The organism is Ruegeria sp. CDSA034, from assembly GCF_059612275.1.
Genome location: NZ_JBXWQH010000012.1, coordinates 90,755 through 115,912, shown reverse-complemented (window position 1 = coordinate 115,912; position 25,158 = coordinate 90,755). Strand labels below are relative to the sequence as shown.

Genomic DNA, 25,158 nt, shown 5'->3' with positions numbered 1-25,158 from the left:
GCAGACCGTGTGTTGGCGTGAGTTTTTCGTGATCAGCTTGTGTTTTTGTGGCTTATGATTAGGTTCCGGTGCGAAACAATTGGATAGAACTCACATGACCGACCTGACCCCGCGCGAGATCGTCTCGGAACTGGACCGTTTCATCATCGGGCAGAAGGATGCCAAACGCGCAGTGGCCGTTGCGTTGCGCAACCGCTGGCGGCGCAAGCAGTTGGCCGACGACATCCGGGACGAGGTCTATCCGAAAAACATCCTGATGATCGGCCCCACCGGTGTCGGCAAGACCGAGATCAGCCGCCGCCTGGCGAAACTGGCCCGCGCGCCCTTTATCAAGGTCGAAGCCACCAAGTTTACCGAAGTGGGTTATGTCGGTCGTGACGTGGAACAGATCGTGCGCGATCTGGCGGACGCCGCCATCCTGCAAACCCGCGAATATATGCGCGAGGATGTCAAAGCCAAGGCGCATCAAGCCGCCGAAGACCGCGTGATCGAGGCCATCGCCGGTACTGACGCCCGCGAAGGCACGCGCGAGATGTTCCGCAAAAAGCTGAAAGCGGGCGAACTGGATGATACTGAGATCGAGCTGGAGCTGTCCGACTCGTCGAACCCGATGCCAATGTTCGATATTCCCGGCCAGCCCGGTAGCCAGATGGGGATGATGAATCTGGGCGATATCTTCGGCAAGGCCTTTGGCGGGCGTACCGTGAAACGCAAGATGACCGTCTCGGAAAGCTATGAAGCGCTGATCGGGGAAGAGGCCGACAAGCTGCTGGATGATGAAATCGTTAACCGCATCGCGCTGGAATCCGTTGAACAGAACGGCATCGTGTTCCTGGATGAGATCGACAAGGTCTGCGCCCGCACTGACGCGCGGGGCGGCGATGTCAGCCGCGAAGGCGTACAGCGCGACCTGTTGCCTTTGATCGAAGGCACGACAGTATCCACCAAGCACGGCCCGGTCAAAACCGACCATATCCTGTTCATCGCGTCGGGTGCGTTCCATATCGCTAAACCGTCGGACCTGCTGCCGGAACTGCAGGGCCGCCTACCGATCCGCGTGGAATTGCGCGCACTGACCGAAGAAGATTTCGTGCGCATCCTGACCGAAACCGACAACGCGCTGACCCGTCAATACACCGCTTTGATGGGCACCGAAGAGGTCACGGTCAGCTTTACCGATGACGGAATCGCGGCCCTTGCGCGTATCGCAGCTGATGTGAACCAAAGCGTCGAAAACATCGGTGCGCGTCGTTTGTACACGGTGATGGAGCGCGTGTTCGAAGAGCTGTCCTTTACCGCGCCCGATCAGGCCGGAATTTCGATCACGGTTGATGCCCAATTCGTGGACGACAATCTGGGCGAATTGACCAAATCCACCGACCTCAGCCGTTACGTTTTGTAACATCGCCAGCCGGTTTTTGCCGCTTTGGCAGCGTTGTGCCGCTGGACGCCGGGCCAGAATGAGATAGCGTAGTCGCAATTCACCCAGAGGGCTGACCAGTGCTGCGCTATTTAATAATTCTGATTACATCCCTGTCGCTAAGCGCCTGTGTCGACCGGACGGTAACCGAGATTGTTCCCTCGGCCGTAACTGTCGGAACGCCTGAAAAGATATTCGCAGCCACAACGCGAGCGCGTGAAGCAGACGGAACTTATGGATTCAAGCGTGGGGAAGCGCTGAAGTTTTTGGAAACAACAGTGTCGATCCCGCCATCACACACACCGGGAACATTGAAATTCTCTTATGCGAATCCGAACCCGAAAAAAGAATTTGTTCTTACAAATGTGACCGAACTGGGCGGGCCAAAGGGTTTACGCGAACATTTGCGCGGCGAAGACGATGTTACGATTTTTGTACACGGCTACAACTCGACCCAGACAGAAACGATTTTCCGCGCGGCCCAGCTGACCCATGACATTGGTCTTCCGGGCTCCACGCTGGTTTACTCCTGGCCTAGCCGCGCGACCGGGTATGGATATGCCTATGATCTGGACAGCATGTTGTTTGCCCGCGACGGGTTGGAGCAAACCATCCGCGAACTGAAATCCATGGGAGTCAAACGCGTCATTCTGGTAGCACATTCCATGGGTGGCGCTTTGACGATGGAGATGATGCGCCAAACGGAACTGCAGGAACCGGGTTGGGCGAAAAGGAACCTCGAAGGGGTTGTGCTGATCTCGCCCGATCTGGATCTGGATCTGTTTCGCTCGCAGATGAGGCGGATCGACAATCCGCCCGACCCATTTATCGTAATGGTCTCGCAAAAGGACAAAATCCTGAACATTTCCGCCCGCCTGCGCGGCACGGATGAGGGTGTGCGGCTGGGAAACATCACCTCACTCGAGTCGCTCGAGGAATTCCCGATCAACGTGATCGACACAACTGCGTTCAGCAGCGATGCCGAATCCTCGCATTTTGTGGCGGCGACTTCTCCGGCTCTGTTGTCGATCCTTAGTTCGTTGCGGCGCGTCAATAACACGTTCGGACGCGAAGACAGGCCCGGCATCGATATACTGGTGCCGCCCAGCGAGCGTAATCCAGACGGCGCCACGGAAATCGTTCTGACAGAAACAGGGCAGGCTCAGGTCACTACCCCGTGACGCGGTTCAGCCTGCGTCAATATTTTCGGGACAACACGACCTGGTTGGGCGCGGGGGTTTTGCTGACCTTTCTGTCCAGCTTTGGGCAGACCTTCTTTATCTCGATCTTCGCTGGAAACATCCGCGCGGAATTCGGTCTTGGGCACGGCGCCTGGGGCGGGCTTTACTCTCTGGGCACCACCGTTTCGGCCATCGTTATGATCTGGGCCGGCGGGCTGACGGATGTTTTCCGCGTCCGCGTTTTGGGGCCCGCCGTTCTGGCTGGTCTGGCCGTGGCGGCGGTGGCCATGGCTGTGAACAGCTGGCTTGTCCTGTTGCCGCTGGTAGTTTTTTTATTGCGCCTGTTCGGACAGGGGATGAGCGTCCATCTGGCACAGGTCGCCATGGCGCGATGGTTCATCGTTACACGTGGCAAAGCCCTGTCGATTGCATCGGTTGGCTACGCGATTGGTGAGGCACTGCTGCCGCTGGCTTTCGTGGCCGCGATGGCGTTTCTGGACTGGCGATGGCTGTGGGTGTTGTCCGCAGTGGTCGTCCTGATGGGGATACCCGTTCTGACACGGCTTTTGCGTCAAGAGCGCACGCCGCAGAGTCTGGCGGATGCCTATTCAGCGACAGGGATGCAGGGCCGCCATTGGACCCGGAAGGACGCGTTGTTTCATCCGCTGTTCTGGTTCATGGCCCCGACTATACTGGCCCCATCGGCCTTTATCACCGCGTTTTTCTTCCATCAGGTGCATCTGGCCCAAATCAAAGGCTGGCAGCATATCGAACTGGTCGCCCTGTTTCCGGTTTTCACCGGCGTATCCTTGATTGGGATGTTTGCGGCCGGCTGGGCGCTGGACAAATGGGGCACAGCGAGATTGATGCCTTTTTACCAAATCCCGATCGCAATTGGTTTTGTGATCGCAGGAATGACAAACTCAATCGGCGGGGCCCTGATTGCAATGATCTTTCTGGGCCTGACGGTTGGAGCAAACAACACGCTACCAAGCGCCTTTTGGGCTGAATTCTACGGCACCAGGCACATTGGGGCGATCAAGGCGATGGCCACAGCAGTCATGGTTTTAGGATCAGCAATCGGCCCCGGCCTTACCGGGATATTGATCGACGCCGGTATACCGCTGAGCACACAGTTCCTGTGGATCGGCGGTGTTTTCATTCTTGTATGCCTGTCGGCTAAAATCGGAATTACGCGCGCTATGCGCTCGTTTTAACGCGTCCGGCGCAAATAGACGTAATAAGCCCCTTCGCCACCGTGGCTGATATGGGCCGGGGTCACTTGCAATACGGCCTGCGCAAGTGGCGGCAACGCCAACCACTGCGGCACCTGGTTGCGTAATACGCCGCGTGGGGTCGGGATTGGGCCGGGTTCATCCCTGTCCTTGCCCTTTCCGGTGACAACCAGAACAAGGCGCTTACCTGACGCCTGGGCAGTTAGAATAAACCGGGTCAGCGCCGGAAAAGCCGTGTCCATGCGCATGCCATGCAGGTCCAGTTTCCCTTCAGGCTTAATCTTGCCGCGTTTCATACGGCCAAATGCCTTGGTGTCCATTTGCACCGGGCTGGTACGCAAATTTTCACTGATCGAGGGCTTAAACGCATTTCGCACGGGTTTACCGGGCGCGTTTTGTCCGACCTCGAATGCCTCAAACCGGGGTTTTGGGGGTTTGTTCGGCTTGGGTTTGGGCAGTGTGACCGGGTGGACCGATTGTGGAATTTCGGGATGCAGCCGCTCAGCCTGTTTGGCGACCTTGCGCCACAGCTCGATCTCGTCTGCCGTCAATTTGCGTCGGGACATCAGAATTCATCCGGTAACAGGGCAAAGGCCCGCTGGATCGGCAGCAGCAACACCATCCGCCCCGGATCCCTGAGGCGCCCGGCGGCCTTTCCCGCCTCGTCCCCTGTGCCAAAGAATATATCCGCGCGCTGCGCCCCTTTGATGGCGGCACCGGTGTCCTGCGCAATCATCAACCTTCGCAACGGGGTCTTGCCGTCCTTTTCCACCCAAACAGGGGCACCCAGCGGCGTATGAGCCGGATCAGCTGCAATACTGCGCATCGTGGTGACCGACCGGTTCATGGCACCCAGCGGCCCAAGCTCGGGCGCAACGCGCGAGACCTCGCGGAAGAACACGTAAGAGGGGTTGTGAAACAACAGCTCTGCCCCGGCTTCGGGATTTTTGCGCACCCAAGCGCGGATCATCTGGGCGCTAACCTCATGCGCACCCAGCGCCCCCTGACGAATCAGCTCAGTCCCGATGGAACGATATGGGTGACCGTTCGCGCCGCCATAGCCGACGCGCAAGGCACTGCCATCAGGAAGGCGCACACGCCCTGAGCCCTGAATCTGCAGAAAGAACAACTCGACCGGGTCATCCACCCAGGCGATCTCAAGGCCGCGGCCCTGCATCGCGTCGCCCGTCAGGATTTCACGGCGGCTGAGCCAAAGCCCTTCGGCCCGCGCCTCTGGCGGCATTTTGTAAATCGGATATTTGAACCGGTCGGTCCGGGTTTTAGACCCGTCCAGTTCAGGTTCGAAATAGCCGGTGAACAGGGCCTCTTCTCCGTCCTCGACCAGAACCGGACGAAAGAACAGCTCAAAAAACGACCGCGCCGCGTCTGCGTCGTAGGTTCGGGCGACGCGACACAATGCCTGCCAATCCGGATCGTCCAGATCGCCGCAGGTGTTCAGAAATACCGAAAGGGCCGCCCCGTGATCGTCGGCAGCCCATCCATCCAGATCGTCAAAGGAAAGAATTGATCGCGTCGGTTCCGCGCTGGCGGCAGTGGTCATAACTGCCACCAGAAATAGCGACCGGAGCGCGCCAATCATGCGTCCGTGGCAACAAGCAGCCAGTTTGGATCATCAGCGCCCATGACACGGGCAAAGGTCCAGCTGTCCTTTTGGCGTTTAATAGTGTTTGGGTTGCCTTCGATGATATCACCGCCACGATCACGCACGACCGAGGTCAGCTCGCCCACAAACCGCATGGTGATTTCCGCCTGGTTTGTGTCTTTGTCGAAGGTCGCATCCGCCAGCGCGGTTTCGCGCACGCCGACAAACTCGGCCTCGATGGTCAGACCCTGGTCTTCACGGGCCGCCACAACTGAAACAAATGTGTCAAACACCTCTTCGGACAGGAAGGGCTGGATTTCATCCAGATTGCCCTTTTCGAACCCCATGACGATCATCTCATAGGCTCCGCGGGCACCCTGCACGAATTCACCAACAGAGAATTCGGGCTCGACCCGCTTCATCGCGGCCAGCGTTTTCGCCTGTTCGCTGTCTTCGGCGACATGGTCTGTGATGTCATGATCCGGCCCGCCTTCGATCACCTCGAAGCCGCGACGCGACTTGTCCGCCTCGGGTTGCTGTTGAACAGGGGGTTTCTCAAAACCCTCACGTGTACCCAGCACGCTTTTCAGGCGCAGGATCAGGAAAACGGCAATTCCGGCCAGGACCAGCAACTGGATCATCGGTTCGTTCATTTCATCCTCTTTTCAGACCGCGACTTTGTATACGCGGCCTCATGCCACTATGTAGGTGACAGATCGTGGCAAGTCCACAGCCCGGCCTAAGGGAAAGGATAACGCAGATGTACCTGTTCTTGGCATTTTTGTTGGTGCCGATCATCGAGATCGCCCTGTTCATACAGGTCGGCGGCCTGATTGGCCTGTGGCCTACGCTGGCGATCGTCGTTCTGACGGCCGTTATCGGCACCTTTATGGTAAGGACACAAGGTCGCATGGCACTGGTCAATTTGCAGCGATCCTTTTCTGAACTGGATGACCCGACCGAGCCTTTGGCCCATGGCGCGATGATCTTGCTGTCTGGTGTTTTGCTGCTGACGCCGGGATTTTTCACCGATGCCGTTGGCTTTGCACTGCTTGTTCCGGGTATTCGAGTGGCCGTATTCAAATACCTGAAATCCAAGGCGACCATCACGCATTTCCAGATGGGCACCGGCGCGCAGTTCCGCACTGGTCCCACCCAGTTTGATCAGGATGACGTGATCGACGGAGATTTTACCGAAGTTCGCCCGCGTCAGAACCCCTCAAAGCCATCCAAATGGGTCGAAGGTCCACCCCAGCATTGAGGTGCCGCGCCCAACTTGCTAAGCAGTGGCAAATTTCATTTTCGGAGTAGATCCATGGCTGACGAAAGCCCTGCAGAAAACACCGCGGCACAGACCGCTCCTCAGATCCAGATGCGCGTTCTGGGACAGTTCATTCGCGATATGTCTTTTGAAAACGTGATGGCGCAAAAAGGCGTGTCTGGTGACGTTCAGCCCGAGATTGCCGTTCAGGTGAACCTGGACGCCAAAAAGCGCCCGACCGAGCATCAGTACGAAGTCGCCGTCAAACTGAACCTGACCTCGAAAGCTAAGGGCATGGAAGACGTTCTGTTCCTGTGCGAGCTGGATTATTGCGGCCTGTTCCACATCGAAGGCGTGGCAGAAGACCAGTTGCACCCGTTCCTGATGATCGAGTGCCCGCGCATGCTGTTCCCGTTCCTGCGCCGCATTGTCAGCGACATCACCCGTGACGGTGGTTTCCCGCCGGTCAACCTGGACAATATCGACTTTGTTGCGCTGTACCGTAACGAGCTGATGCGCCGTCAGGCCGAAACCGAAAAAACCGAAGCCTAATCGGTACGACCCGCGCCGGGCAGGGGCTCAGGCGCGGGTCCACAGGGCGTTTTCGCCCAGCTTCTCCACAAATGTTTCATGTGCCGCGCGTTCTTCCGCGGTGATTTTCGACGCCAGCGGCGTCGGGCGCGCTGTTGGCCGCCAATCGTCCCCTCCGCCACCGGCAGATGCCGCGCTGGTAGACAGGCCAAAGTCCGGCTGTCGCCCGCCAATCAGTTCCAGGTAAACCTCGGCCAGAATTTCCGAGTCGAGCAGCGCGCCGTGCAGCACCCGGTTCGTATTGTCGATGTTGAACCGCCGACACAACGCATCCAATGACGCGGGCGAGCCCGGAAACCGTTTACGCGCAATTGCCAACGTGTCCAATGCCTGATCCATCGGCAGTTGGGGCAACCCCATCCATCTGAGTTCCGCATTCAGGAATTTCATGTCGAAGGATGCGTTGTGGATTACCAGTTTGGAATCCTGAATGAAATCAAGGAAGCCCTGACCCACCTTGGCAAAAACCGGCTTGTCTTTCAGCGTGACCTCACCCTTTTCCGGGGGGCGCGGAGTGTCCAGCAGGTCGGGACCGATACCGTGCACACCAAATGCCTCTTCGGGCATCGAACGCTCGGGGTTGATGTAGACGTGATAGGTCTCACCCGTGGCCATATGGTTCCACAGTTCGACTGCGCCGATTTCTACGATCCGGTCACCGCTTTCGGGATCAAACCCCGTGGTTTCGGTATCGAGTACAATCTCACGCATTAGCCATCCCCGCCCGTATCTGCCTGACCACATCCTGCACCTGTGCGCGGGCGTGGTCCAGTGTGTCCGTCATGATCACAAAGTCCGACCGCGCGCATTTTTCGTCATTGGGCATCTGCTTGGCGCGGATCTGTTCGAACTGCGCCTCAGTCATCGTTCCGCGCTCCATCACACGTCGCTTTTGCTCGTCCGCCGGGATCTGAACACAAGCAACCGCATCCATCGTCGCATTGCCGCCTGTTTCAAACAACAAGGGTATGTCGAAAACCAGAATGTCCGCCGTGGCGCTATCCCGAAAACCCGCCCGGTCGGCGGCCACCAAAGGGTGCACGATGCTTTCGATCACTTTCAATGCCGTCGGGTCCGCGGAAATAGCTTGTTTCAAGGCATCCCGACTGACCGCGCCATCAACAATTGCCTCAGGAAACGCATCACGCATCGGCTCTACCGCTGCGCCGCCCCCTGAATACAGTCGATGCACAGCTGCATCCGCATCCCACAGCGCACAGCCTTCGTCCACGAACATTTGCGCCGTGGTGCTTTTGCCCATTCCGATCGAGCCTGTCAGGCCAAGAGCAAAGCTCATCCCAGCACCGTGGCGCGCAACTCATCCGTTGCCTCGGGCCGTTTGCCAAACCAACGCTCAAAACCTGGAACCGCCTGGTGCAACAACATGCCCAGACCGTCGACGGTTGTGCACCCGGCCTCTTCGGCCGCTTGCAGAAGCCTGGTTTTCAGAGGGACGTAGACAAGATCAGTAACCACAGAGCCCGGCTGCAACCCATCCAGCGGCACACGCAATTCGGGCTGTCCCTGCATACCCAGCGATGTGGTGTTCACCACCAGCTCCGCATTCTCGATCACATTGCCGGCCTTGACCCAATCGACCACGGTTATGGGCGGTCCAAATTCTTCTTTCAATTGGTCGGCCCGGGCACGCGTGCGGTTGGTCAGTATAATTTCGGGCACACCGGCATCTACCAGGGCCTGCAAAACGGCGCGCGCAGCCCCGCCCGCGCCGAAAACCACGGCTGGTCCGTCCTGTGGGTTCCAGTCGGGCGCCCCTGCAAGCAGGTTTTCCATAAATCCATAGCCATCGGTGTTATCTGCATGGATCGAGCCATCAGGCTGAAAGACAAGTGTATTCGCCGCACCAATCTTTGCCGCCCGATCTGACACGTGATCCGCAATCTGCAAGGCGGCTTCTTTATGGGGGACGGTTACATTCACGCCGACAAACCCGGCTTTGGGCAGGGTCCGCAGAACACTCTCCAAATCCTCGGGTGCGACGTCCATAGGGACATAGTGCCCGGGCAGCCCATAAGTCTTTAGCCAATGTCCATGCAGTTTAGGGGATTTTGAATGTCCAATCGGATGCCCAATTACGCCGGCCAAAGGAATTTGGTTATCCGTCATTGATCAATCACCCCTTTAACAGCCAGAAAATTCAGCAACTCCAACAGGGGCATACCCAAAACATTAAAATAGTCGCCGTCAATGGTCGCGAAAAGGCGCACACCTTCTTCCTCAAGCTTATAAGCCCCGACCGCATGGCGAATGCTGTCCCAGTTGCGATCTATGTAGTCACGTAGATAGGCATCGGAACTCATCCGCATGCGCAGACGTACCTGACCAACATGGCGCCAGATCGGTTCACCGTTCTGATAAATCACGGCCGCAGACAACAGCATATGTCGCTTGCCCCGCATTCCCTTCAACTGCGCCAGCGCGTCTTGGGGCGTTTCTGGTTTCGACAAAAGCTGGCCATCGAAGTCCAGCACCTGATCACAGCCCAGAACCATCGCGTCCGGGTTCTTGTCGCTAACCTTGCGGGCCTTCATTTCGGCCAAAGTGTCTGCGATATCCCGAGGGGGAGCGTCTTCGGCCAACAGGGCGCGTTTGGCAGTATCCTCATCCACGCGCGCGGTTTCCACCGTGAACGGCACGCCCGCATTGCGCAAAAGCTGCGCACGGATAGATGACCCCGAGGCAAGGATGATGGGGACAGACATGTGGAAAACCCCTGAGCAAATCGTTGAGCGTTCTAGGATGGTTTGTATGGTTTTCCGGTTGACACGCAACCCCGGGAATTTCGCCTGAAACTTCCCTGAGTCGTTCGAAGACCATCCTTTTGGGACAAGGATAACTTTGCTGCGCGGGAAAACTGGGATTTCCTGTCTTACCCAACGAGTTATCCCCAGATAAATTTGAATGGTTTTTGCCTAAGACACTGAATTTAAATCATAAAAATTGAAATCAACAGAATCACCCATTCGCGGCACAATTCTATCCACCTGGGGAAAACACTTGCGTAAAAAAGTAATCCACGGAATTTACTCACCCTACAAAACCATCATCCTTTTTCTTTTCCTATTTTTTTATTAGGGAGGGTTCCAACCAACGCTCGGAGCCAGAATGACCGATCTTCTTTTCACGATTTACCCGTGGGTGAAGTCATTGCACATCATGGCTGTGATCTCATGGATGGCAGGTTTGTTCTATTTGCCCAGACTGTACGTCTATCACGTTGAGAAAGCCCAAAAGGTCGAAGGCGCAGAAACCATCTTCTTTGAGATGGAAGAGAAGCTGCTGCGTGTGATCATGCGACCCGCGATGTATGTAGCCTGGCTTTGCGGGTTGATCATGGTGTTCACGCCCGGCATTGTCGGGTGGGATTGGTCCTGGCCCTGGATCAAGGGTGCTGCCGTAATTGGCATGACCTGGTTCCATCATTGGTTGATGGCGAGACGTAGGGATTTCCTGGAAGGCCGAAACAAGCTCACTGGACGGCAGTTTCGCATGATGAACGAGGTTCCCACCGTTCTGATGGTTATCATCGTTCTGGCGGTCGTTGTGAAGTTCTGAAGGCCTGTTTGACTCCGACGGCCCGCGCGCTTATGTAGGGATCAACACGCCCGTCCGGGCGGCGTATCTTCCGTACTGAAATTCCACTTCGTGCCGCAATGTCAGCGGCGAAGGTATATATCATGTCCACTGAATCCCTGAATCTGGCCGACCTGAAGGCCAAAAGCCCCAAAGACCTTCTGGCGATGGCCGAAGAGCTGGAGATCGAAAACGCCTCGACCATGCGGAAAGGCGAAATGATGTTCCAGATTCTGCGCGAACGCGCGGATGAAGGCTGGACCGTTGGCGGCGACGGCGTGCTGGAAGTGCTGCAAGACGGCTTTGGCTTTCTGCGCTCGCCCGAGGCGAACTATTTGCCAGGTCCGGATGATATCTATGTCTCACCCGACATGATCCGCCAGCATTCCTTGCGCACCGGTGATACGGTCGAAGGGGATATCAAAGCGCCTGATGACAATGAGCGTTACTTTGCGCTTATCAAGGTCACCAAGATCAACTTTGAAGAACCGGAAAAAGCCAGACACAAGATCGCGTTTGACAACCTGACGCCGCTCTATCCCGATGAACGCCTGAAGATGGAGATCGAGGATCCCACCATCAAGGACAAGTCGGCGCGTGTGATCGATCTGGTGGCCCCGATCGGTAAAGGCCAGCGATCGCTGATTGTGGCGCCGCCGCGGACCGGTAAAACAGTGATTCTGCAGAACATCGCGCATTCGATCGAACAGAACCACCCAGAGTGCTATCTGATCGTTCTGCTGATCGACGAACGCCCCGAAGAGGTGACCGACATGCAGCGTTCGGTGAAGGGTGAAGTTGTGTCTTCAACCTTCGACGAACCCGCAACGCGCCACGTGGCTGTGTCTGAGATGGTGATCGAAAAAGCCAAGCGTTTGGTCGAGCATAAACGAGATGTTGTTATTCTTCTCGACTCGATCACAAGACTTGGTAGGGCCTTCAACACTGTGGTGCCATCGTCGGGTAAAGTTCTGACCGGTGGTGTGGACGCGAATGCTCTGCAACGGCCCAAGCGGTTCTTTGGTGCCGCGCGGAATATCGAAGAGGGTGGTTCGCTGACCATCATCGCCACCGCGCTGATCGACACCGGCAGTCGGATGGACGAAGTTATCTTCGAAGAATTCAAAGGCACCGGTAACTCGGAAATCGTTCTGGATCGCAAGATCGCAGATAAGCGCGTGTTCCCCGCCATCGACATCCTCAAGTCAGGCACCCGGAAAGAGGATCTGCTGGTCGACAAGGGTGATCTGGCCAAGACATTCGTCTTGCGTCGTATCCTCAACCCTATGGGCACAACCGACGCAGTCGAGTTCCTGTTGTCCAAGTTGAAACAGACCAAGACGAACGGTGAGTTCTTCGATTCGATGAACACCTGACATAGGTCTTAAACGACGCGAGGCCTTCGAATGGAAACGATATTCGCCTTGGCCAGCGCGCAAGGCAAAGCCGGGGTGGCGGTCATCCGCCTCTCGGGACCACACGCGCATTTCGCAGCTGCCAGCTTAACCGGACGCCCGCTGCCGTCTCGTGGTATGCGGGTCCGGTCGTTATATGCTGCGGATGGCGCACGGTTGGATGACGGGCTGGTTCTGACCTTTCAAGCCCCGGCCAGTTTTACCGGCGAAGACGTGGCTGAACTGCAGATCCATGGTAGCACCGCTTCGGTTAACGCAGTGATGCGGTGCCTTTCCGATATGGACGGGCTGCGGTTGGCGGAGCCTGGTGAGTTCACCCGACGCGCGCTGGAAAACGGCAAGATGGACCTGACACAGGTCGAAGGTCTTGCTGATCTGATTGATGCGGAAACCGAGGCGCAACGCAAACAAGCGCAAACTATTCTGGCTGGTGATTTGGGTGTATTGGCGGAACGGTGGCGACGCGATCTGATCCGTGCTGCATCCTTGCTGGAAGCCGTCATTGATTTCGCGGATGAGGATGTTCCAACAGACGTTACACCCGAGGTAAAATCCCTTGTGACGGATGTCATGGCTGATCTGCAACGTGAAGCAGATGGCGTACAGATTGCAGAGCGCATTCGAACAGGGTTTGAAGTCGCGATTGTTGGTCTTCCGAATGCCGGAAAATCAACCTTGCTAAATGCTCTGGCAGGGCGAGAGGCGGCGATTACTTCGGAATATGCCGGAACTACTCGCGATGTAATCGAGGTTCGAATGGATCTTGCAGGACTTCCGGTCACATTGCTGGACACCGCAGGATTGCGGGAAACTGAGGATCACGTCGAAAGCTTGGGAATCGAACTGGCAAGAAAGCGCGCCGATTCAGCTGATTTGCGTGTGTTCCTGACAGATGACCCGAAGGACCTGGGTGTTCAGATGATGAATGGCGATATACAGGTTTTGCCGAAATCTGATCTTCGAGATCCATCCGAAGGTGGAATATCCGGAAAAACCGGGCAGGGTATTGATCAGCTTATTTCCCAGATTTCGGATGTACTTAGTACCCGAACCACAAGCAGTGGTATTGCGACGCGGGAAAGGCACCGGGTTGCCTTGATCAAATCGCGGGAATCCCTGAGTTCTGCTATGGCGGTTCTGGAATCGGGTCCTGACTTGTATGATATCGCAGCAGAAGAATTGCGCACGGCGATCCGTGCCCTAGAAACCTTGGTTGGCAGAATCGGTGTAGAAGACCTTTTGGATGAGATCTTCTCGAGTTTCTGCTTGGGTAAGTAAGGAGTGTTTCACGTGAAACATTCAGATTTCGACGTGATTGTAATTGGCGCAGGCCATGCGGGTACAGAAGCAGCTCATGCGGCAGCGCGTATGGGTGTCAAGACAGCACTAGTCACATTGTCCGCATCAGATATAGGCGTCATGTCTTGTAACCCGGCAATTGGTGGGCTGGGTAAAGGCCATTTGGTCCGTGAAATTGATGCCCTGGATGGTGTCATGGGACGTGTTGCCGATCAGGCCGGCATTCAATTCCGCTTGCTTAATCGACGCAAAGGACCAGCCGTTCAAGGTCCCAGAACACAGGCAGATCGTGCGCTGTACCGCGCGGCCATGCAGAAAGAGACGGAAAAACAGACAGATCTTTTCGTCGTTACCGGGGAAGTTGTCGATTTCCTGATGGACGGGAACCAAGTTTCAGGTGTGAAACTGGCCGACGGTTCTGAAATCAAGAGTAAAACGGTTATCCTGACGTCCGGAACCTTCTTGCGCGGTGTCATTCATATTGGTGATGTATCCCGGCCCGGCGGTCGTATGGGTGATCGCCCGTCAGTCAAATTGGCAGAACGGCTCGACAGTTTCGAGCTACCCCTGGGGCGTTTGAAAACAGGAACTCCGCCGAGGCTGGATGGTCGGACGATTGATTGGAGTGATCTGGAACAGCAAGACGGGGATGATGACCCAACCTTGTTTTCATTCTTGTCAACAAAGGTGATTGCCCCACAGATTTCCTGCGGAATCACGCATACAAACGCGCGGACGCACGAAATCATTGAAAAAAACTTGTCTCGATCGGCGATGTATGGCGGACATATTGATGGGGTGGGCCCCAGGTATTGCCCATCCATCGAGGATAAGATCGTACGTTTTGCTGATAAGGAATCACATCAGATTTTCTTGGAGCCCGAAGGTGTCGATGATCACACGATCTATCCGAACGGGATTTCGACCTCTTTACCTCAGGACGTGCAGCTTGAGTATGTGCGTTCAATCAAAGGTCTTGAGGCGGCAGAGATCCTGCAGCCTGGTTATGCGATTGAGTATGACTATGTGGATCCGCGTGTTTTGACATCGACTCTCGCGCTACCAGATGTCGAAGGACTATATCTAGCAGGGCAAATAAACGGAACCACAGGATATGAGGAGGCAGCTGCGCAAGGCTTAGTTGCGGGGTTGAATGCTGCGCTAAAGGTGCTTGGCCGGGAGCCACTGCATTTTACGCGTGCTGACAGCTATATTGGCGTGATGATCGACGACCTGACAACACGCGGTGTTGTGGAACCTTATCGCATGTTCACGTCACGCGCAGAATTCCGTTTATCACTACGTGCGGATAACGCAGACCAGCGCCTTACGCCAATTGGGTTGGATATCGGCTGTGTTGGCGGTGATCGGAAGAGAGTGTTTACCAATAAAATCGAGAGGCTGTCCGCCGCAAAGTCCCAACTGACAGAAAAAACCTTTACTCCAAAAGAAGTTCGAGCAGCTGGTATCAATGTCAATCAAGATGGAAATCGCAGGGACGGGATGGCTATTCTGGCGTTCCCGGATGTTCACTTTGGTGATCTTGTTCCTCTGATGCCCGAGATTGAGAGTGTTGAGGAGGAGATCCGTCTGCAAGTAGAGCGGGACGCTTTGTACGCAAACTACATTGCCCGGCAACAAAAAGATGTTGAGGCAATGAAACGCGATGAATCATATGAGATTCCACGGGGTTTCGACTATTTTTCGATGGAAGGGCTATCTTCTGAAATGAAGCAAAAGCTTTCAAATGCAAAGCCGGAGAACATTGCACAGGCGGGGCGTGTCGAAGGAGTTACCCCTGCGGCACTGACGTTGTTATTGGCTAAGCTGCGACGCGATCAGAAGGTCCGCAAGGTATGAATGGGACCACTATTGATGATTTGGATGTTTCACGTGAAACATTCGAGCGCCTCACAACGTATGTGGAGCTTGTGAAGCAGTGGAACCCAAAAATCAATCTTGTTTCACGGAAAAGCTTGGATGACATCTGGGTTCGACACATTAAGGATTCCGTACAAGTTTATAGATGCGCAGGTCTATTCAAAAACTGGGTAGATTTGGGTAGTGGAGGCGGATTCCCCGGGATGGTTTGTGCCATAATGGCCATTGAAGACGCACCAGATGCCAATTTCACCTTTATTGAAAGTGACCAACGAAAGTCTGCCTTTCTGCGCAACGTTGCACGTGAGTGCGGCGCAAAATGCGCCATTATCTCCAAGCGAATCGAAGTGGTTGAACCGTTGAACGCAGATGTCCTTTCTGCGCGGGCTCTTGCTGATCTTCCTACGCTATTGTCCTTTTGCGACAGACATTTGAGCAAAAAGGGTCTGGCGCTGTTGCCGAAAGGCGAAAGGTGGAAAAAAGAGCTGGAAGAGGCGCAGGAAGAATGGAATTTCGACGTTGACCCGATTACAAGTTTAACTGAGCCTCAGGCCGTTATCCTTAAAATCAAAGGAGTATCACGTGGTTGATTTGTCTCGTCCCTCAGGGCCCCGGATTATTGCGGTAGCCAATCAGAAGGGCGGGGTTGGGAAAACCACAACAGCGATCAACCTTGCGGCCGGCCTGGCTGAGGCTGGATGCAAAGTGCTGGTTGTCGATCTTGATCCTCAGGGCAACGCGTCTACCGGGTTGGGGGTCGAAGATCGGGATTGGACGACGTATGACCTGATACTTGATGACGCGCCTTTGGAGGCGGTCGTTCAGGAAACCGAAATCGAGGGGTTGTTTGTTGTCCCGGCGACGGTTGATCTAAGCTCGGCGGATATTGAGCTGATATCCAATGAAAAACGCAGCTATCTGTTGCATGACGCACTGCGTCAAACCGCAATCGACAAGTTTGACCTGGATTTTGTGCTAATCGACTGCCCGCCTTCACTAAACCTTCTGACCGTCAACGCTATGGTTGCTGCACATTCTGTCCTGGTTCCGTTGCAGAGTGAGTTCTTTGCATTGGAAGGATTGTCGCAATTGATGCTGACCATCCGAGAGGTGCGCCAAACCGCGAATCCGGACCTTAGAATCGAAGGTGTTGTGTTGACCATGTATGACAACCGCAACAACTTGTCCCGCCAGGTCGAAAAAGACGCGCGTGACAATCTGGGTGAGATGGTATTTAAAACCAAGATACCCAGAAATGTGCGGGTCAGCGAGGCGCCGTCTTACGCGTTGCCCGTTTTGCAATACGACTCGGGATCACTGGGGGCGATGGCTTACCGGCACCTGGCCCGGGAAGTCATGCACAAGAACAAGAAAGTCGCCGCCTAAGCGACAGTGAGGAGGGCACCGTGGCCGCCAAAAAAACAAAACCCAGAGGTTTGGGCCGGGGACTTTCCGCTTTGATGGCGGATGTGACGCAGGATACCGGGGGGCTTATGCCCACCGACCCGCGCCGTCCGGATATGAAAGTTCCGATTGAAAAACTGCGAGCGAACCCGAACCAGCCACGCAGAACCTTTCAGCAAGAGCGATTGGATGAACTTGCGGCCTCGGTCAAGGAAAAGGGCATCATTCAGCCGCTGATCGTGCGTGAGGTTCGCGGCGGCGACTATGAAATCGTGGCGGGCGAACGCCGCTGGCGTGCGGCTCAGATGGCGCAGCTGCATGATATCCCGGTTATCGTGCGGGATTTTGACGACACCGAAGTTCTGGAAGTCGCCATTATCGAGAATATTCAACGCGCAGACCTGAACGCTGTTGAAGAGGCCGCGGGTTACAAGCAGTTGATGGACCGTTTTGGCCATACACAGGAAAAACTGGCCGAAGCGTTGGGTAAAAGCCGCAGTCATATTGCGAACCTTTTACGTTTGCTGTCGTTGCCTATGGATGTTCAGAAGCTTGTTGTTGAAGGAAAACTGTCTGCCGGTCATGCCCGGGCGCTGATCACAGCTGAAGACCCCTCTGAGCTGGCGAAGATCGTCGTCAAGGACGGGCTGAGCGTGCGTGCGACTGAAGCGCTGGTGAAAAAACAACAGCAGGGGGATGCTCCTCAGGCGGCGCCGCGGTCCAGAAATCTGAATGCTGGCAAGGATGCGGATACGCGCGCGTTGGAGAAGGATCTTTCGGCCATTCTGGCGATGAAAGTGGCCATCAACCACAAAGCGGGATCAGAAACGGGTCAGGTCGTGCTGACCTACGAAAACCTCGATCAATTGGACGATCTGTGCGCCAAGCTCAGCCGTTAGGGCGGGTCCAGATAAAAATCATAACGCAGCTGAGGACGACTGCTTGAATGATCAGGACGTGGCTTGGAAGCGCAAGAACGACAGACAATCCAAAAACGGCGGCAACCGACAGGGTGGCCGCCTTTTTTGCGGCCGGACGAATGGCGCCCGAGCGTTGCCAATCCAAGATCATCGGCCCGAAGGTTCCATGACTGACCAGCCAAGTGTGCAGTCGGGAGGAAGATCGGGCAAAAAAGAACGCGGCCAGCAAAAGAAACGGGACCGTCGGCAGCAACGGCAACACAATGCCGACAACAGCCAACCCGACGCAGATCAATCCCATTGCGGCCCAGAGGTACTGCATCGTTTATCCCAATAACTCTCGAATGACCGCATTCAGGACTGCGCGACCATCTTTGGTGGCGATCAATCGGCCGTTTGATCGGTGTATCATACCCAGTTCTTCCAGGTCTCTTAGTTTGTTTTCTGGCAGTGAGAGATCGGAAAGTGCATTGAAACGATCAACATCTAGTCCTTCAGCAATTCTCATACCCATCATAAGGTATTCACTTGCCTGATTCTGCGTAGATAGCAATGATCTTTCTTTCTCGCCGTTTCCTTTTTCAACAGCACTGAGCCAGGCGTTGGGTGACAGATAGGTCTCTGTCGCTATCTTCTGGCCGTCCAGCGTAATACGCCCGTGCGCGCCGGGGCCGATACCGACGTAGTCTCCGTAACGCCAATAGATCAAGTTGTGCCGGGATTCTGCCCCCGGACGGGCATGGTTGGAAACCTCATAGGCGGGCAGGCCGTGGGCTTCGCAGATCTCTTGTGTGGCCAGATACATGTCGGCTGCGTGGTCATCCTCGGGCAGTCCACGCAGCTTGCCAACTGCATACCGGTCCCCAAAGGCGGTGCCTTCCTCGATCGTCAATTGATAGAGCGAGAGGTGATCGATGGCCATCGACAGCGCTTCGGTCAGTTCCGCTTTCCAAGCCTCAGGGGTTTGATGCTGACGCGCGTAAATCATGTCAAAGCTGACACGGTCAAAGCAGTTGCGGGCGATGTCAAAGGCGGCGCGGGCCTCGGCGACCGTGTGGATACGACCCAACCGGCGCAGATCTTCGTCATTCAGGGCCTGAACACCCATGGAAACGCGGTTCACGCCCGCATCGCGATAGGCGGCAAACCGGCCTGCCTCGACCGATCCGGGGTTGGCCTCAAGCGTGACTTCCATGTCGTTCGCAGGGCGCCAAAGCTTGCGCGCCTCGTCGATAATGGCTGCCACCGTTTCTGGTGCCATAAGAGACGGCGTGCCGCCACCAAAGAAGATTGTGTTCAAAACCCGGTCAGGGGTTTCAGATGCCGAGCGACGCAGTTCAGTCAAATACGACTTAAGCCATTGTTTTTGATCAATATTTTTCGAAACATGGCTGTTGAAATCGCAATAGGGGCACTTAGCCTCGCAAAAAGGCCAGTGTACATAGAGGCCGAAGCCTCCATGCCGCCAGTCATCCACCGAAACAGCCTTGAACAAAGGCGTTTACGGCGCGTCCGCGATGGCTGATTTTGTGTTTTTCCGCCGGAATCATTTCCGCACAGGTCACATCGTGCCCGTCCGGTTGGAACATCGGGTCATAACCGAAGCCGTTTTCCCCACGGATGGGCCAGACAAGCTGACCGGGCATGACGCCCTCAAACACTTCGTCATGACCATCGGGCCAGGCCAGAACCAGCGTGCAGCGAAACTGTGCTGTGCGTGGATGAGGCGCCTGTGCGGCCTCGAGCTCATCATGTGCGCGGGTCATCGCCATCAGGAAATCGCGGCCATTGCCGGTTTCTGCCCAATCGGCGGTATAGACACCGGGCGCACCGTCCAGCGCGTCAATGGTGATCCCGGAATCGTCCGACAGGGCAGGCAGGCCGGTAGCTTGTGCCGCCGCATGGGCCTTGATCCGGGCGTTACCGACGAACGTATCTTCGGTTTCTTCCGGTTCCGGCAGGTTCATCTCTGCCGCGCCAACAACCTTCACGCCGAAGGCCTCAAGGAGATGGGTCATCTCCTCAAGCTTGCCTTTGTTGTGCGTGGCCACCAGCAGCCTGTCGCCGTCGAACTTGCGGGTCATGCGGTGGCTGCCTTTTGGGCCGCAACCAGCTCACCCACGCCTTTTTCTGCCAGATCCATCAGCTGGTTCATTTGATCACGGCTGAAAACAGAGCCCTCGGCGCTCATCTGCACTTCGATCAGTTTGCCTGATCCGGTCATGATGAAGTTACCGTCAACGCCGGCTTCGCTGTCTTCGGGATAGTCCAGATCCAGGACAGGCTGGCCCGCGTAGATGCCGCAGGATACAGCGGCGACGGGATCGACCAGCGGGTCGGAAATGACGTCACCGGTTTTCATCAGTTTGTTCACGGCCAGACGCAGCGCCACCCAACCACCTGTGATCGAGGCGCAGCGGGTCCCGCCATCAGCCTGGATAACATCGCAGTCCACGGTGATCTGACGCTCACCTAACGCAACCCGATCCACGCCTGCGCGTAGCGAACGACCGATCAGGCGTTGAATTTCTACGGTACGGCCGCCTTGCTTGCCACTGGCCGCCTCGCGCCGCATGCGGGTGTTTGTTGCGCGGGGCAACATACCGTATTCGGCAGTAACCCATCCCAGGCCCGAGCCTTTGATGAACGGTGGCACGCGATCCTCAATCGTGGCGGTGCACAGGACATGGGTATCGCCTATTTTGATCAGGCAGGAACCTTCGGCATGTTTGGTAAACCCCGTTTCGATTGAAACGGCGCGCATTTCGCTTAAATCTCGTCCTGAGGGTCGCATGGAAAATCCTTTGTTTGCTGGGTTGGGGATAACGTCCCCGTGCCTTAGGATGCAACCCCGATTGACCTTTCAGATGTCTGCGATTTAATGCCGATCCAGCAGAGGATTGCCGATGAGCAAAGCAAGTAGAGTTCTGGACGAAATGAATGACCGGTCACGCGAGGTGTTCCGGTTGATCGTCGAGAGCTATCTGGACAGCGGCGAACCGGTCGGAAGCCGCTCGCTGACCCGCACATTGTCGGAAAAGGTCAGCGCCGCCACCGTACGCAATGTGATGCAGGATCTCGAATTTTTGGGTCTTCTCGACAGCCCGCATGTCAGTGCAGGCCGGGTGCCCACGCAGATGGGTCTGCGGATGTTCGTCGATGGGTTGCTGGAAGTGGGTGATCTTGGTGTAGACGATCGGCAGAAGTTAGATGAAACACTAGGCTCTAACGCGGGTGATGTGGGCGGGATGCTGGACCGAGTTGGTTCGGCCTTGTCACACGTGACACATGGCGCATCGCTGGTTCTTACCCCCAAGCAAGAGTCCGAGATCAAGCATATTGAGTTCGTCTCGCTGGCCCATGACCGCGCTTTGGTGGTTCTGGTTTTTGCGGACGGGCATGTGGAAAACCGGCTATTTACGCCTCCGCCGGGTCAGACGCCCAGTTCGATGCGCGAGGCGGCGAACTTTCTGAATTCTCTGATCGAAGGACGAACGCTCAGCGAAGTGCTGCGTCAGATGCAGACCCAGATTACCGCGCGCAGGCAAGAAATTGATGTTTTAGCGCGCGAGATGGTCGAAAGCGGCATGGCGGCCTGGGATGGGGACGGGACAGACTCGGCCCGTTTGATCGTGCGTGGACGGGCGAATCTGCTGGGGGAGCCAGGCGAAGCCGAGGAATTGGACCGAATCCGAACGTTGTTTGATGACCTGGAGCGTAAGCAGGACATCGCTGAATTCCTCGAATTGGCCGAAGAAGGTGAGGGTGTGCGCATTTTTATCGGCTCTGAGAACAAACTTTTCTCACTTTCGGGTTCCTCTTTGGTGGTGTCTCCATATATGAACGCTGATCGAAAGATAATTGGTGCGGTTGGGGTCATCGGACCCACTCGTCTGAATTATGGGCGGATCGTGCCGATCGTGGATTATACGGCGCAACTGGTCGGCAAACTGATTTCCGACCGGAGCTAGAGGGTAAGAGATGGCAGAGCCCAAGAACGAAGAATTTCTGGACGATATTGCAGCCGCCGAGGCGGAAGAGCTGGCCGAGGAATTTGCTGAGATCAGTGAAGAAGCGCTGGAACTTGATGCGCTGCGTGCTGAGCGTGACGATTTCAAGGACAAGTTCATGCGCGCGCTGGCAGATGCGGAGAACGCGCGCAAGCGTGGCGACAGAGCGCGCCGCGATGCGGAGCAATATGGCGGATCGAAACTGGCCCGCGACATGCTGCCAGTTTACGACAACATGAAACGAGCGCTTGAAGCCGCGACCGATGAGCAGAAAGAAGTGGCAGGACCCCTTCTGGAAGGCGTGGAACTGACAATGCGCGCGCTGAAGGACGTGTTCCAGAAGCATGGAATGGAAGTGATCACGCCCGAAGTTGGCGACCGGTTTGATCCCAATGTGCACGAAGCGATGTTCGAGGCCCCGGTGCCGGGTACCCGTGCGGGTGACATTATTCAGGTGTCTGCAGAAGGCTTTATGCTGCACGACCGTCTGCTGCGACCGGCGCAGGTTGGGGTGTCATCAACACCGGCAAGTTGATTGGTCTCGTTGAAGCCAAGCCTTCGGCGAGAGTATTTTATAAAAGATGAAGGGGCGGTCAGGTTTTGGCCGCCTCTTTCAGTTTGTAGATCAGGTCTAGCGCTTCGCGCGGGGTAAGCTCATCCGGCAGAATATCGTCCAGCATGCCGGTTACCGGAGAAGCTTTGGGCGCTGGTAGCGGCGGTGGCGGGGCGGCTGAAAACAAAGGCAGATCGTCGATCAGGGTCTTTTGCTTCCCCCCTTCACGTTCGGTTTTTTCAAGTTGGTCCAGCACGATACGAGCACGTTCAACGACTGAAGCTGGCAGTCCTGCCAATTGGGCGACCTGGACACCATAGGACCTGTCAGCCGCGCCTTTGTGGACTTCGTGCAGGAAGATCACCTCGCCTTCCCATTCTTTGACAGCAACGGTGGCGTTTTCCACGCCTTCCAGTTTGCCGGCAAGTGCGGTGAGTTCATGGTAGTGGGTTGCGAACAGGGCGCGGCATTTGTTGGAGGCGTGCAGATGTTCCAGCGTGGCCCAGGCGATGGACAGGCCATCATAGGTGGCCGTGCCGCGACCTATTTCATCAAGAATAACGAGAGCGCGGTCATCAGCCTGATTGAGGATGGCGGCGGTTTCGACCATTTCGACCATAAAGGTCGAGCGTCCGCGGGCCAAATCATCCGACGCTCCGACGCGGCTGAACAGTTGGCTGACTAGCCCGACATGCGCCTGTTCCGCAGGCACGTAACTGCCCATCTGGGCAAGCAAGGCAATCAGGGCATTCTGGCGTAGGAAGGTCGACTTACCGGCCATATTGGGGCCGGTCAGCATCCAGATCGCCGCGCCTTTATCAGCACTGAGATCGCAGTCATTAGCAATGAAGGCGTCACCGTTTTGCCGGCGCAATGCCTGTTCGACCACCGGGTGTCTTCCGCCCTGAACATCGAACGCGCGTGAGGCATCAACCTGCGGGCGACACCAGTTTTCACCACGCGCCAGATCGGCCAGAGCAGTGGTCAGATCCAGTTCAGCCAAACCGCGCGCTGCTTGGTTGAGACGTGCGGCCTTATCCAGGATTTCGCCAGAAAGCGTTGCATAGAGCCGCTTTTCGATCTCAAGCGCCAAGTTTCCGGCGTTTAGAATGCGGGTCTCGATCTCGGACAGCTCCACGGTCGTGAACCGGACCTGGTTGGCGGTTGTTTGACGGTGGATATAGGTCTCAGAAAATGGTGGGTTCAGCATTTTCTCGGCATGGGTAGCCGTTGTTTCGATGAAATAGCCCAGCACATTGTTATGCTTGATCTTCAGTGACGTGATGCCGGTGTGTTCCGCATATTTCTGCTGAAACCCGGCAATGACGGAACGACCTTCGTCGCGTAGGGTGCGGGCTTCGTCCAGTTCGGCATCATAACCCGGGGAGATGAACCCGCCGTCCCGGGCCAGCAATGGGGGTTCGGCCACTAGCGCTTCGTCAAGCCGGTTCAGCAGGTCGTCAAATCCGACCAGATTTTGCAGGGCGGTGGCTAGGACAACCGGCAGGTCTTGACCCGCGCAGAGTTCAGCGATTGCGGCGGCCTGTGTCAGGCCGTTGCGAATGGCGGTCAGATCCCGCGGGCCACCCCGATCCAGTGACAGGCGGGACAGCGCCCGGTCCAGATCCGGGGTTTTGCGCAAAGCCTCGCGCAGATCTGATGTGATCAGGCTGTCTTCGGCCGCAAAAGTTACCGCATCCAGCCGCCCATGGATGACGTCCAGATTGCGGGATGGGCTCGAAAGCCGTTGGTCCAACAGTCGTGCGCCACCCGGTGTGACGGTGCGATCCATCACAGATAGCAGCGAACCAGCGCGGCCACCGGACAGGGATCGGGTCAGTTCCAGATTGCGCCGTGTGGCGGCGTCGATCTGAACGACGCGGTCCTCGGATTCTTTCAATGGGGTTTGCAGAAGCGGCAGTTTGCCTTTTTGCGTGATTTCCAGATAGTCGATCAGCGCACCCATGGCCGAGATTTCGGCGCGGCCAAAACTGCCGAACGCGTCCAGTGCGCCCACGTGAAACAGCCCGCATATGCGCTTTTCCGCCGCAGTGCTGTCGAAGCTGGCACGCCCGATTGGGGTCAACGAGATACCCAGATCCATAACGGGTTCGTTCAGTTTGTCCTGCACACCATCGGCCACGATCAACTCGGATGGTGCCAGCCGGGCCAGTTCGGGACTGAGGCGCACTGAGGTCAAAGGCATAACGTGAAACGCGCCAGTTGAGATATCGGCCCAAGCCAGCGCGGCCTCATCGCGAACCTCGGCATAGGCGGCCAAGAAGTTGTGGCGGCGAGCCTCAAGCAGGGCATCTTCGGTCAACGTGCCAGGCGTAACCAGACGCACAACATCGCGCTTTACGACCGATTTAGAGCCTCTTTTCTTCGCTTCAGCCGGGCTTTCCATCTGTTCGCAGACGGCCACGCGAAACCCTTTCCGGATCAGGGTCAGCAGATACCCCTCGGCCGCATGGACCGGTACGCCGCACATCGGAATGTCGGTGTCGTTATGCTTTCCGCGTTTGGTCAAGGCGATGTCCAGCGCTTCGGCGGCGTTGACGGCGTCCTGAAAGAACATCTCGTAAAAGTCGCCCATGCGGTAAAACAGCAAGGCATCGGCATGCGCTTCTTTGATTTCGAGATATTGCGCCATCATCGGCGTGACTGTGGACAAGGCTGACCCCTTTTGGCGTATTCCGGTCGCGACCTTACAAATCCACCCATCTCGACGAAAGGTGAAAAGTATTCTCGTTGAGGCGCGCGCCTGCCTGCGCTATGAGGCAAAAGTCCC

At 56.2% G+C, this 25,158-nt stretch carries 26 protein-coding genes; 14 read left to right on the top strand and 12 right to left on the bottom strand.

What is annotated here, in order from left to right:
• Positions 1–94 precede the first annotated feature (94 nt).
• The 3 genes from hslU to AC2FLJ_RS17705 all read left to right on the top strand — a co-directional run bounded on the left by hslU (position 95) and on the right by AC2FLJ_RS17705 (position 3,818).
• A complete protein-coding gene (gene hslU, locus AC2FLJ_RS17715) occupies positions 95–1,402 on the top strand; it encodes an ATP-dependent protease ATPase subunit HslU (protein WP_108860507.1) in 1,308 nt (435 codons plus the stop codon).
• Between the two features lie 98 nt (positions 1,403–1,500).
• A complete protein-coding gene (locus AC2FLJ_RS17710; protein WP_496706979.1) occupies positions 1,501–2,601 on the top strand; it encodes an alpha/beta hydrolase in 1,101 nt (366 codons plus the stop codon).
• On the top strand, positions 2,598–3,818 hold the full coding sequence (locus tag AC2FLJ_RS17705; protein ID WP_496706978.1) for an MFS transporter: 1,221 nt from the start codon (positions 2,598–2,600) through the stop codon (positions 3,816–3,818). The genes AC2FLJ_RS17710 and AC2FLJ_RS17705 overlap by 4 nt, the downstream gene beginning before the upstream one ends.
• Here the strand turns inward: AC2FLJ_RS17705 and AC2FLJ_RS17700 are convergent.
• Genes AC2FLJ_RS17700 through AC2FLJ_RS17690 form a run of 3 tightly spaced genes read right to left on the bottom strand, consistent with a single transcriptional unit; the run spans position 3,815 to position 6,092 of the window.
• Positions 3,815–4,402, bottom strand: a complete 588-nt coding sequence (locus tag AC2FLJ_RS17700; RefSeq protein WP_496706976.1) for a Smr/MutS family protein — start codon at positions 4,400–4,402, stop codon at positions 3,815–3,817. The genes AC2FLJ_RS17705 and AC2FLJ_RS17700 overlap by 4 nt on opposite strands.
• Positions 4,402–5,436 (bottom strand): murein transglycosylase A, encoded by a 1,035-nt coding sequence (mltA, locus tag AC2FLJ_RS17695; protein ID WP_496706974.1) that lies wholly within the window; start codon positions 5,434–5,436, stop codon positions 4,402–4,404. The genes AC2FLJ_RS17700 and mltA overlap by 1 nt, the downstream gene beginning before the upstream one ends.
• Positions 5,433–6,092 carry a Tim44/TimA family putative adaptor protein gene (locus AC2FLJ_RS17690; RefSeq protein ID WP_282119801.1) on the bottom strand — a complete coding sequence of 220 codons (660 nt, stop codon included), beginning with the start codon at positions 6,090–6,092 and terminating at the stop codon, positions 5,433–5,435. The genes mltA and AC2FLJ_RS17690 overlap by 4 nt, the downstream gene beginning before the upstream one ends.
• A 107-nt stretch (positions 6,093–6,199) precedes the next feature.
• On the opposite strand from AC2FLJ_RS17690, the gene AC2FLJ_RS17685 reads away from it, so the two are divergent.
• A complete protein-coding gene (locus AC2FLJ_RS17685; RefSeq protein ID WP_108860513.1) occupies positions 6,200–6,700 on the top strand; it encodes an FxsA family protein in 501 nt (166 codons plus the stop codon).
• 54 nt (positions 6,701–6,754) lie between these two features.
• Positions 6,755–7,252, top strand: coding sequence for a protein-export chaperone SecB (gene secB, locus AC2FLJ_RS17680; RefSeq protein ID WP_058275145.1), 498 nt, complete (start codon positions 6,755–6,757; stop codon positions 7,250–7,252).
• Between the two features lie 27 nt (positions 7,253–7,279).
• Here the strand turns inward: secB and dnaQ are convergent, their stop codons facing one another.
• The 4 genes from dnaQ to AC2FLJ_RS17660 are packed head-to-tail and all read right to left on the bottom strand — an operon-like array spanning position 7,280 to position 10,014.
• On the bottom strand, positions 7,280–8,002 hold the full coding sequence (gene dnaQ, locus AC2FLJ_RS17675; protein ID WP_108860514.1) for a DNA polymerase III subunit epsilon: 723 nt from the start codon (positions 8,000–8,002) through the stop codon (positions 7,280–7,282).
• The gene (coaE, locus tag AC2FLJ_RS17670) at positions 7,995–8,588 is read right to left on the bottom strand and encodes a dephospho-CoA kinase (protein ID WP_496697597.1); all 594 of its coding nucleotides are present in this window, start codon (positions 8,586–8,588) and stop codon (positions 7,995–7,997) included. Before coaE ends, dnaQ begins: the two co-directional genes overlap by 8 nt.
• Positions 8,585–9,418: a shikimate dehydrogenase gene (locus AC2FLJ_RS17665; protein ID WP_496697595.1), complete on the bottom strand. Its 834-nt coding sequence runs from the start codon at positions 9,416–9,418 to the stop codon at positions 8,585–8,587. Before AC2FLJ_RS17665 ends, coaE begins: the two co-directional genes overlap by 4 nt.
• On the bottom strand, positions 9,415–10,014 hold the full coding sequence (locus AC2FLJ_RS17660) for a Maf family protein (RefSeq protein ID WP_496697593.1): 600 nt from the start codon (positions 10,012–10,014) through the stop codon (positions 9,415–9,417). Before AC2FLJ_RS17660 ends, AC2FLJ_RS17665 begins: the two co-directional genes overlap by 4 nt.
• A gap of 403 nt (positions 10,015–10,417) precedes the next feature.
• On the opposite strand from AC2FLJ_RS17660, the gene AC2FLJ_RS17655 reads away from it, so the two are divergent.
• The 7 genes from AC2FLJ_RS17655 (at position 10,418) to AC2FLJ_RS17625 (ending at position 17,783) form a co-directional block, all read left to right on the top strand.
• Positions 10,418–10,867 (top strand): CopD family protein, encoded by a 450-nt coding sequence (locus AC2FLJ_RS17655; protein ID WP_282170586.1) that lies wholly within the window; start codon positions 10,418–10,420, stop codon positions 10,865–10,867.
• Positions 10,868–10,989: 122 nt separating this feature from the next.
• A complete protein-coding gene (gene rho, locus AC2FLJ_RS17650; RefSeq protein WP_058275260.1) occupies positions 10,990–12,261 on the top strand; it encodes a transcription termination factor Rho in 1,272 nt (423 codons plus the stop codon).
• Positions 12,262–12,291: 30 nt separating this feature from the next.
• Complete coding sequence (mnmE, locus tag AC2FLJ_RS17645) at positions 12,292–13,578, top strand: tRNA uridine-5-carboxymethylaminomethyl(34) synthesis GTPase MnmE (RefSeq protein ID WP_496697591.1); 1,287 nt, start codon at positions 12,292–12,294, stop codon at positions 13,576–13,578.
• 12 nt (positions 13,579–13,590) lie between these two features.
• Positions 13,591–15,459: a tRNA uridine-5-carboxymethylaminomethyl(34) synthesis enzyme MnmG gene (gene mnmG / locus AC2FLJ_RS17640; RefSeq protein ID WP_496706970.1), complete on the top strand. Its 1,869-nt coding sequence runs from the start codon at positions 13,591–13,593 to the stop codon at positions 15,457–15,459.
• Complete coding sequence (rsmG, locus tag AC2FLJ_RS17635) at positions 15,456–16,070, top strand: 16S rRNA (guanine(527)-N(7))-methyltransferase RsmG (protein WP_496697587.1); 615 nt, start codon at positions 15,456–15,458, stop codon at positions 16,068–16,070. The genes mnmG and rsmG overlap by 4 nt, the downstream gene beginning before the upstream one ends.
• Positions 16,063–16,866 (top strand): ParA family protein, encoded by an 804-nt coding sequence (locus tag AC2FLJ_RS17630; RefSeq protein ID WP_058279264.1) that lies wholly within the window; start codon positions 16,063–16,065, stop codon positions 16,864–16,866. The genes rsmG and AC2FLJ_RS17630 overlap by 8 nt, the downstream gene beginning before the upstream one ends.
• Before the next feature lie 20 nt (positions 16,867–16,886).
• A complete protein-coding gene (locus AC2FLJ_RS17625) occupies positions 16,887–17,783 on the top strand; it encodes a ParB/RepB/Spo0J family partition protein (RefSeq protein WP_058275136.1) in 897 nt (298 codons plus the stop codon).
• Here the strand turns inward: AC2FLJ_RS17625 and AC2FLJ_RS17620 are convergent.
• The 4 genes from AC2FLJ_RS17620 to rph are packed head-to-tail and all read right to left on the bottom strand — an operon-like array spanning position 17,773 to position 20,598.
• Positions 17,773–18,126, bottom strand: coding sequence for a YbaN family protein (locus tag AC2FLJ_RS17620; RefSeq protein WP_496697584.1), 354 nt, complete (start codon positions 18,124–18,126; stop codon positions 17,773–17,775). The two genes, AC2FLJ_RS17625 and AC2FLJ_RS17620, sit on opposite strands and share 11 nt — an antisense overlap.
• A gap of 3 nt (positions 18,127–18,129) precedes the next feature.
• On the bottom strand, positions 18,130–19,281 hold the full coding sequence (gene hemW, locus AC2FLJ_RS17615) for a radical SAM family heme chaperone HemW (protein WP_496706969.1): 1,152 nt from the start codon (positions 19,279–19,281) through the stop codon (positions 18,130–18,132).
• Positions 19,274–19,888, bottom strand: coding sequence for an RdgB/HAM1 family non-canonical purine NTP pyrophosphatase (gene rdgB, locus AC2FLJ_RS17610; protein ID WP_496697580.1), 615 nt, complete (start codon positions 19,886–19,888; stop codon positions 19,274–19,276). The genes hemW and rdgB overlap by 8 nt, the downstream gene beginning before the upstream one ends.
• A complete protein-coding gene (rph, locus tag AC2FLJ_RS17605) occupies positions 19,885–20,598 on the bottom strand; it encodes a ribonuclease PH (RefSeq protein ID WP_058279370.1) in 714 nt (237 codons plus the stop codon). Before rph ends, rdgB begins: the two co-directional genes overlap by 4 nt.
• 112 nt (positions 20,599–20,710) lie before the next feature.
• Here rph and hrcA point away from each other — a divergent pair, with 112 nt between their 5' ends.
• Both hrcA and AC2FLJ_RS17595 read left to right on the top strand, forming a co-directional pair.
• The gene (gene hrcA / locus AC2FLJ_RS17600) at positions 20,711–21,775 is read left to right on the top strand and encodes a heat-inducible transcriptional repressor HrcA (RefSeq protein WP_496697577.1); all 1,065 of its coding nucleotides are present in this window, start codon (positions 20,711–20,713) and stop codon (positions 21,773–21,775) included.
• A 10-nt stretch (positions 21,776–21,785) separates the two neighbouring features.
• Positions 21,786–22,349: a nucleotide exchange factor GrpE gene (locus AC2FLJ_RS17595; protein WP_058275130.1), complete on the top strand. Its 564-nt coding sequence runs from the start codon at positions 21,786–21,788 to the stop codon at positions 22,347–22,349.
• Positions 22,350–22,407: 58 nt separating this feature from the next.
• Here AC2FLJ_RS17595 and mutS read toward each other — a convergent pair whose 3' ends face one another.
• Positions 22,408–25,023 carry a DNA mismatch repair protein MutS gene (gene mutS / locus AC2FLJ_RS17590; protein ID WP_496706997.1) on the bottom strand — a complete coding sequence of 872 codons (2,616 nt, stop codon included), beginning with the start codon at positions 25,021–25,023 and terminating at the stop codon, positions 22,408–22,410.
• Positions 25,024–25,158 lie beyond the last annotated feature (135 nt).

What these genes read in the sequence shown, in the direction of transcription:
- coaE (WP_496697597.1), bottom strand. Translation starts at nt 8,588, where the DNA reads ATGAGCTTTGCTCTTGGCCTGACAGGCTCGATCGGAATGGGCAAAAGC.
- AC2FLJ_RS17690 (WP_282119801.1), bottom strand. Translation starts at nt 6,092, where the DNA reads ATGAACGAACCGATGATCCAGTTGCTGGTCCTGGCCGGAATTGCCGTT.
- AC2FLJ_RS17685 (WP_108860513.1), top strand. Translation starts at nt 6,200, where the DNA reads ATGTACCTGTTCTTGGCATTTTTGTTGGTGCCGATCATCGAGATCGCC.
- AC2FLJ_RS17665 (WP_496697595.1), bottom strand. Translation starts at nt 9,418, where the DNA reads ATGACGGATAACCAAATTCCTTTGGCCGGCGTAATTGGGCATCCGATT.
- rph (WP_058279370.1), bottom strand. Translation starts at nt 20,598, where the DNA reads ATGCGACCCTCAGGACGAGATTTAAGCGAAATGCGCGCCGTTTCAATC.
- rsmG (WP_496697587.1), top strand. Translation starts at nt 15,456, where the DNA reads ATGAATGGGACCACTATTGATGATTTGGATGTTTCACGTGAAACATTC.
- mltA (WP_496706974.1), bottom strand. Translation starts at nt 5,436, where the DNA reads ATGATTGGCGCGCTCCGGTCGCTATTTCTGGTGGCAGTTATGACCACT.
- AC2FLJ_RS17620 (WP_496697584.1), bottom strand. Translation starts at nt 18,126, where the DNA reads ATGCAGTACCTCTGGGCCGCAATGGGATTGATCTGCGTCGGGTTGGCT.
- AC2FLJ_RS17595 (WP_058275130.1), top strand. Translation starts at nt 21,786, where the DNA reads ATGGCAGAGCCCAAGAACGAAGAATTTCTGGACGATATTGCAGCCGCC.
- dnaQ (WP_108860514.1), bottom strand. Translation starts at nt 8,002, where the DNA reads ATGCGTGAGATTGTACTCGATACCGAAACCACGGGGTTTGATCCCGAA.
- rho (WP_058275260.1), top strand. Translation starts at nt 10,990, where the DNA reads ATGTCCACTGAATCCCTGAATCTGGCCGACCTGAAGGCCAAAAGCCCC.
- AC2FLJ_RS17655 (WP_282170586.1), top strand. Translation starts at nt 10,418, where the DNA reads ATGACCGATCTTCTTTTCACGATTTACCCGTGGGTGAAGTCATTGCAC.
- mutS (WP_496706997.1), bottom strand. Translation starts at nt 25,023, where the DNA reads ATGATGGCGCAATATCTCGAAATCAAAGAAGCGCATGCCGATGCCTTG.
- secB (WP_058275145.1), top strand. Translation starts at nt 6,755, where the DNA reads ATGGCTGACGAAAGCCCTGCAGAAAACACCGCGGCACAGACCGCTCCT.
- rdgB (WP_496697580.1), bottom strand. Translation starts at nt 19,888, where the DNA reads ATGACCCGCAAGTTCGACGGCGACAGGCTGCTGGTGGCCACGCACAAC.
- hrcA (WP_496697577.1), top strand. Translation starts at nt 20,711, where the DNA reads ATGAGCAAAGCAAGTAGAGTTCTGGACGAAATGAATGACCGGTCACGC.
- AC2FLJ_RS17700 (WP_496706976.1), bottom strand. Translation starts at nt 4,402, where the DNA reads ATGTCCCGACGCAAATTGACGGCAGACGAGATCGAGCTGTGGCGCAAG.
- AC2FLJ_RS17660 (WP_496697593.1), bottom strand. Translation starts at nt 10,014, where the DNA reads ATGTCTGTCCCCATCATCCTTGCCTCGGGGTCATCTATCCGTGCGCAG.
- hslU (WP_108860507.1), top strand. Translation starts at nt 95, where the DNA reads ATGACCGACCTGACCCCGCGCGAGATCGTCTCGGAACTGGACCGTTTC.
- mnmE (WP_496697591.1), top strand. Translation starts at nt 12,292, where the DNA reads ATGGAAACGATATTCGCCTTGGCCAGCGCGCAAGGCAAAGCCGGGGTG.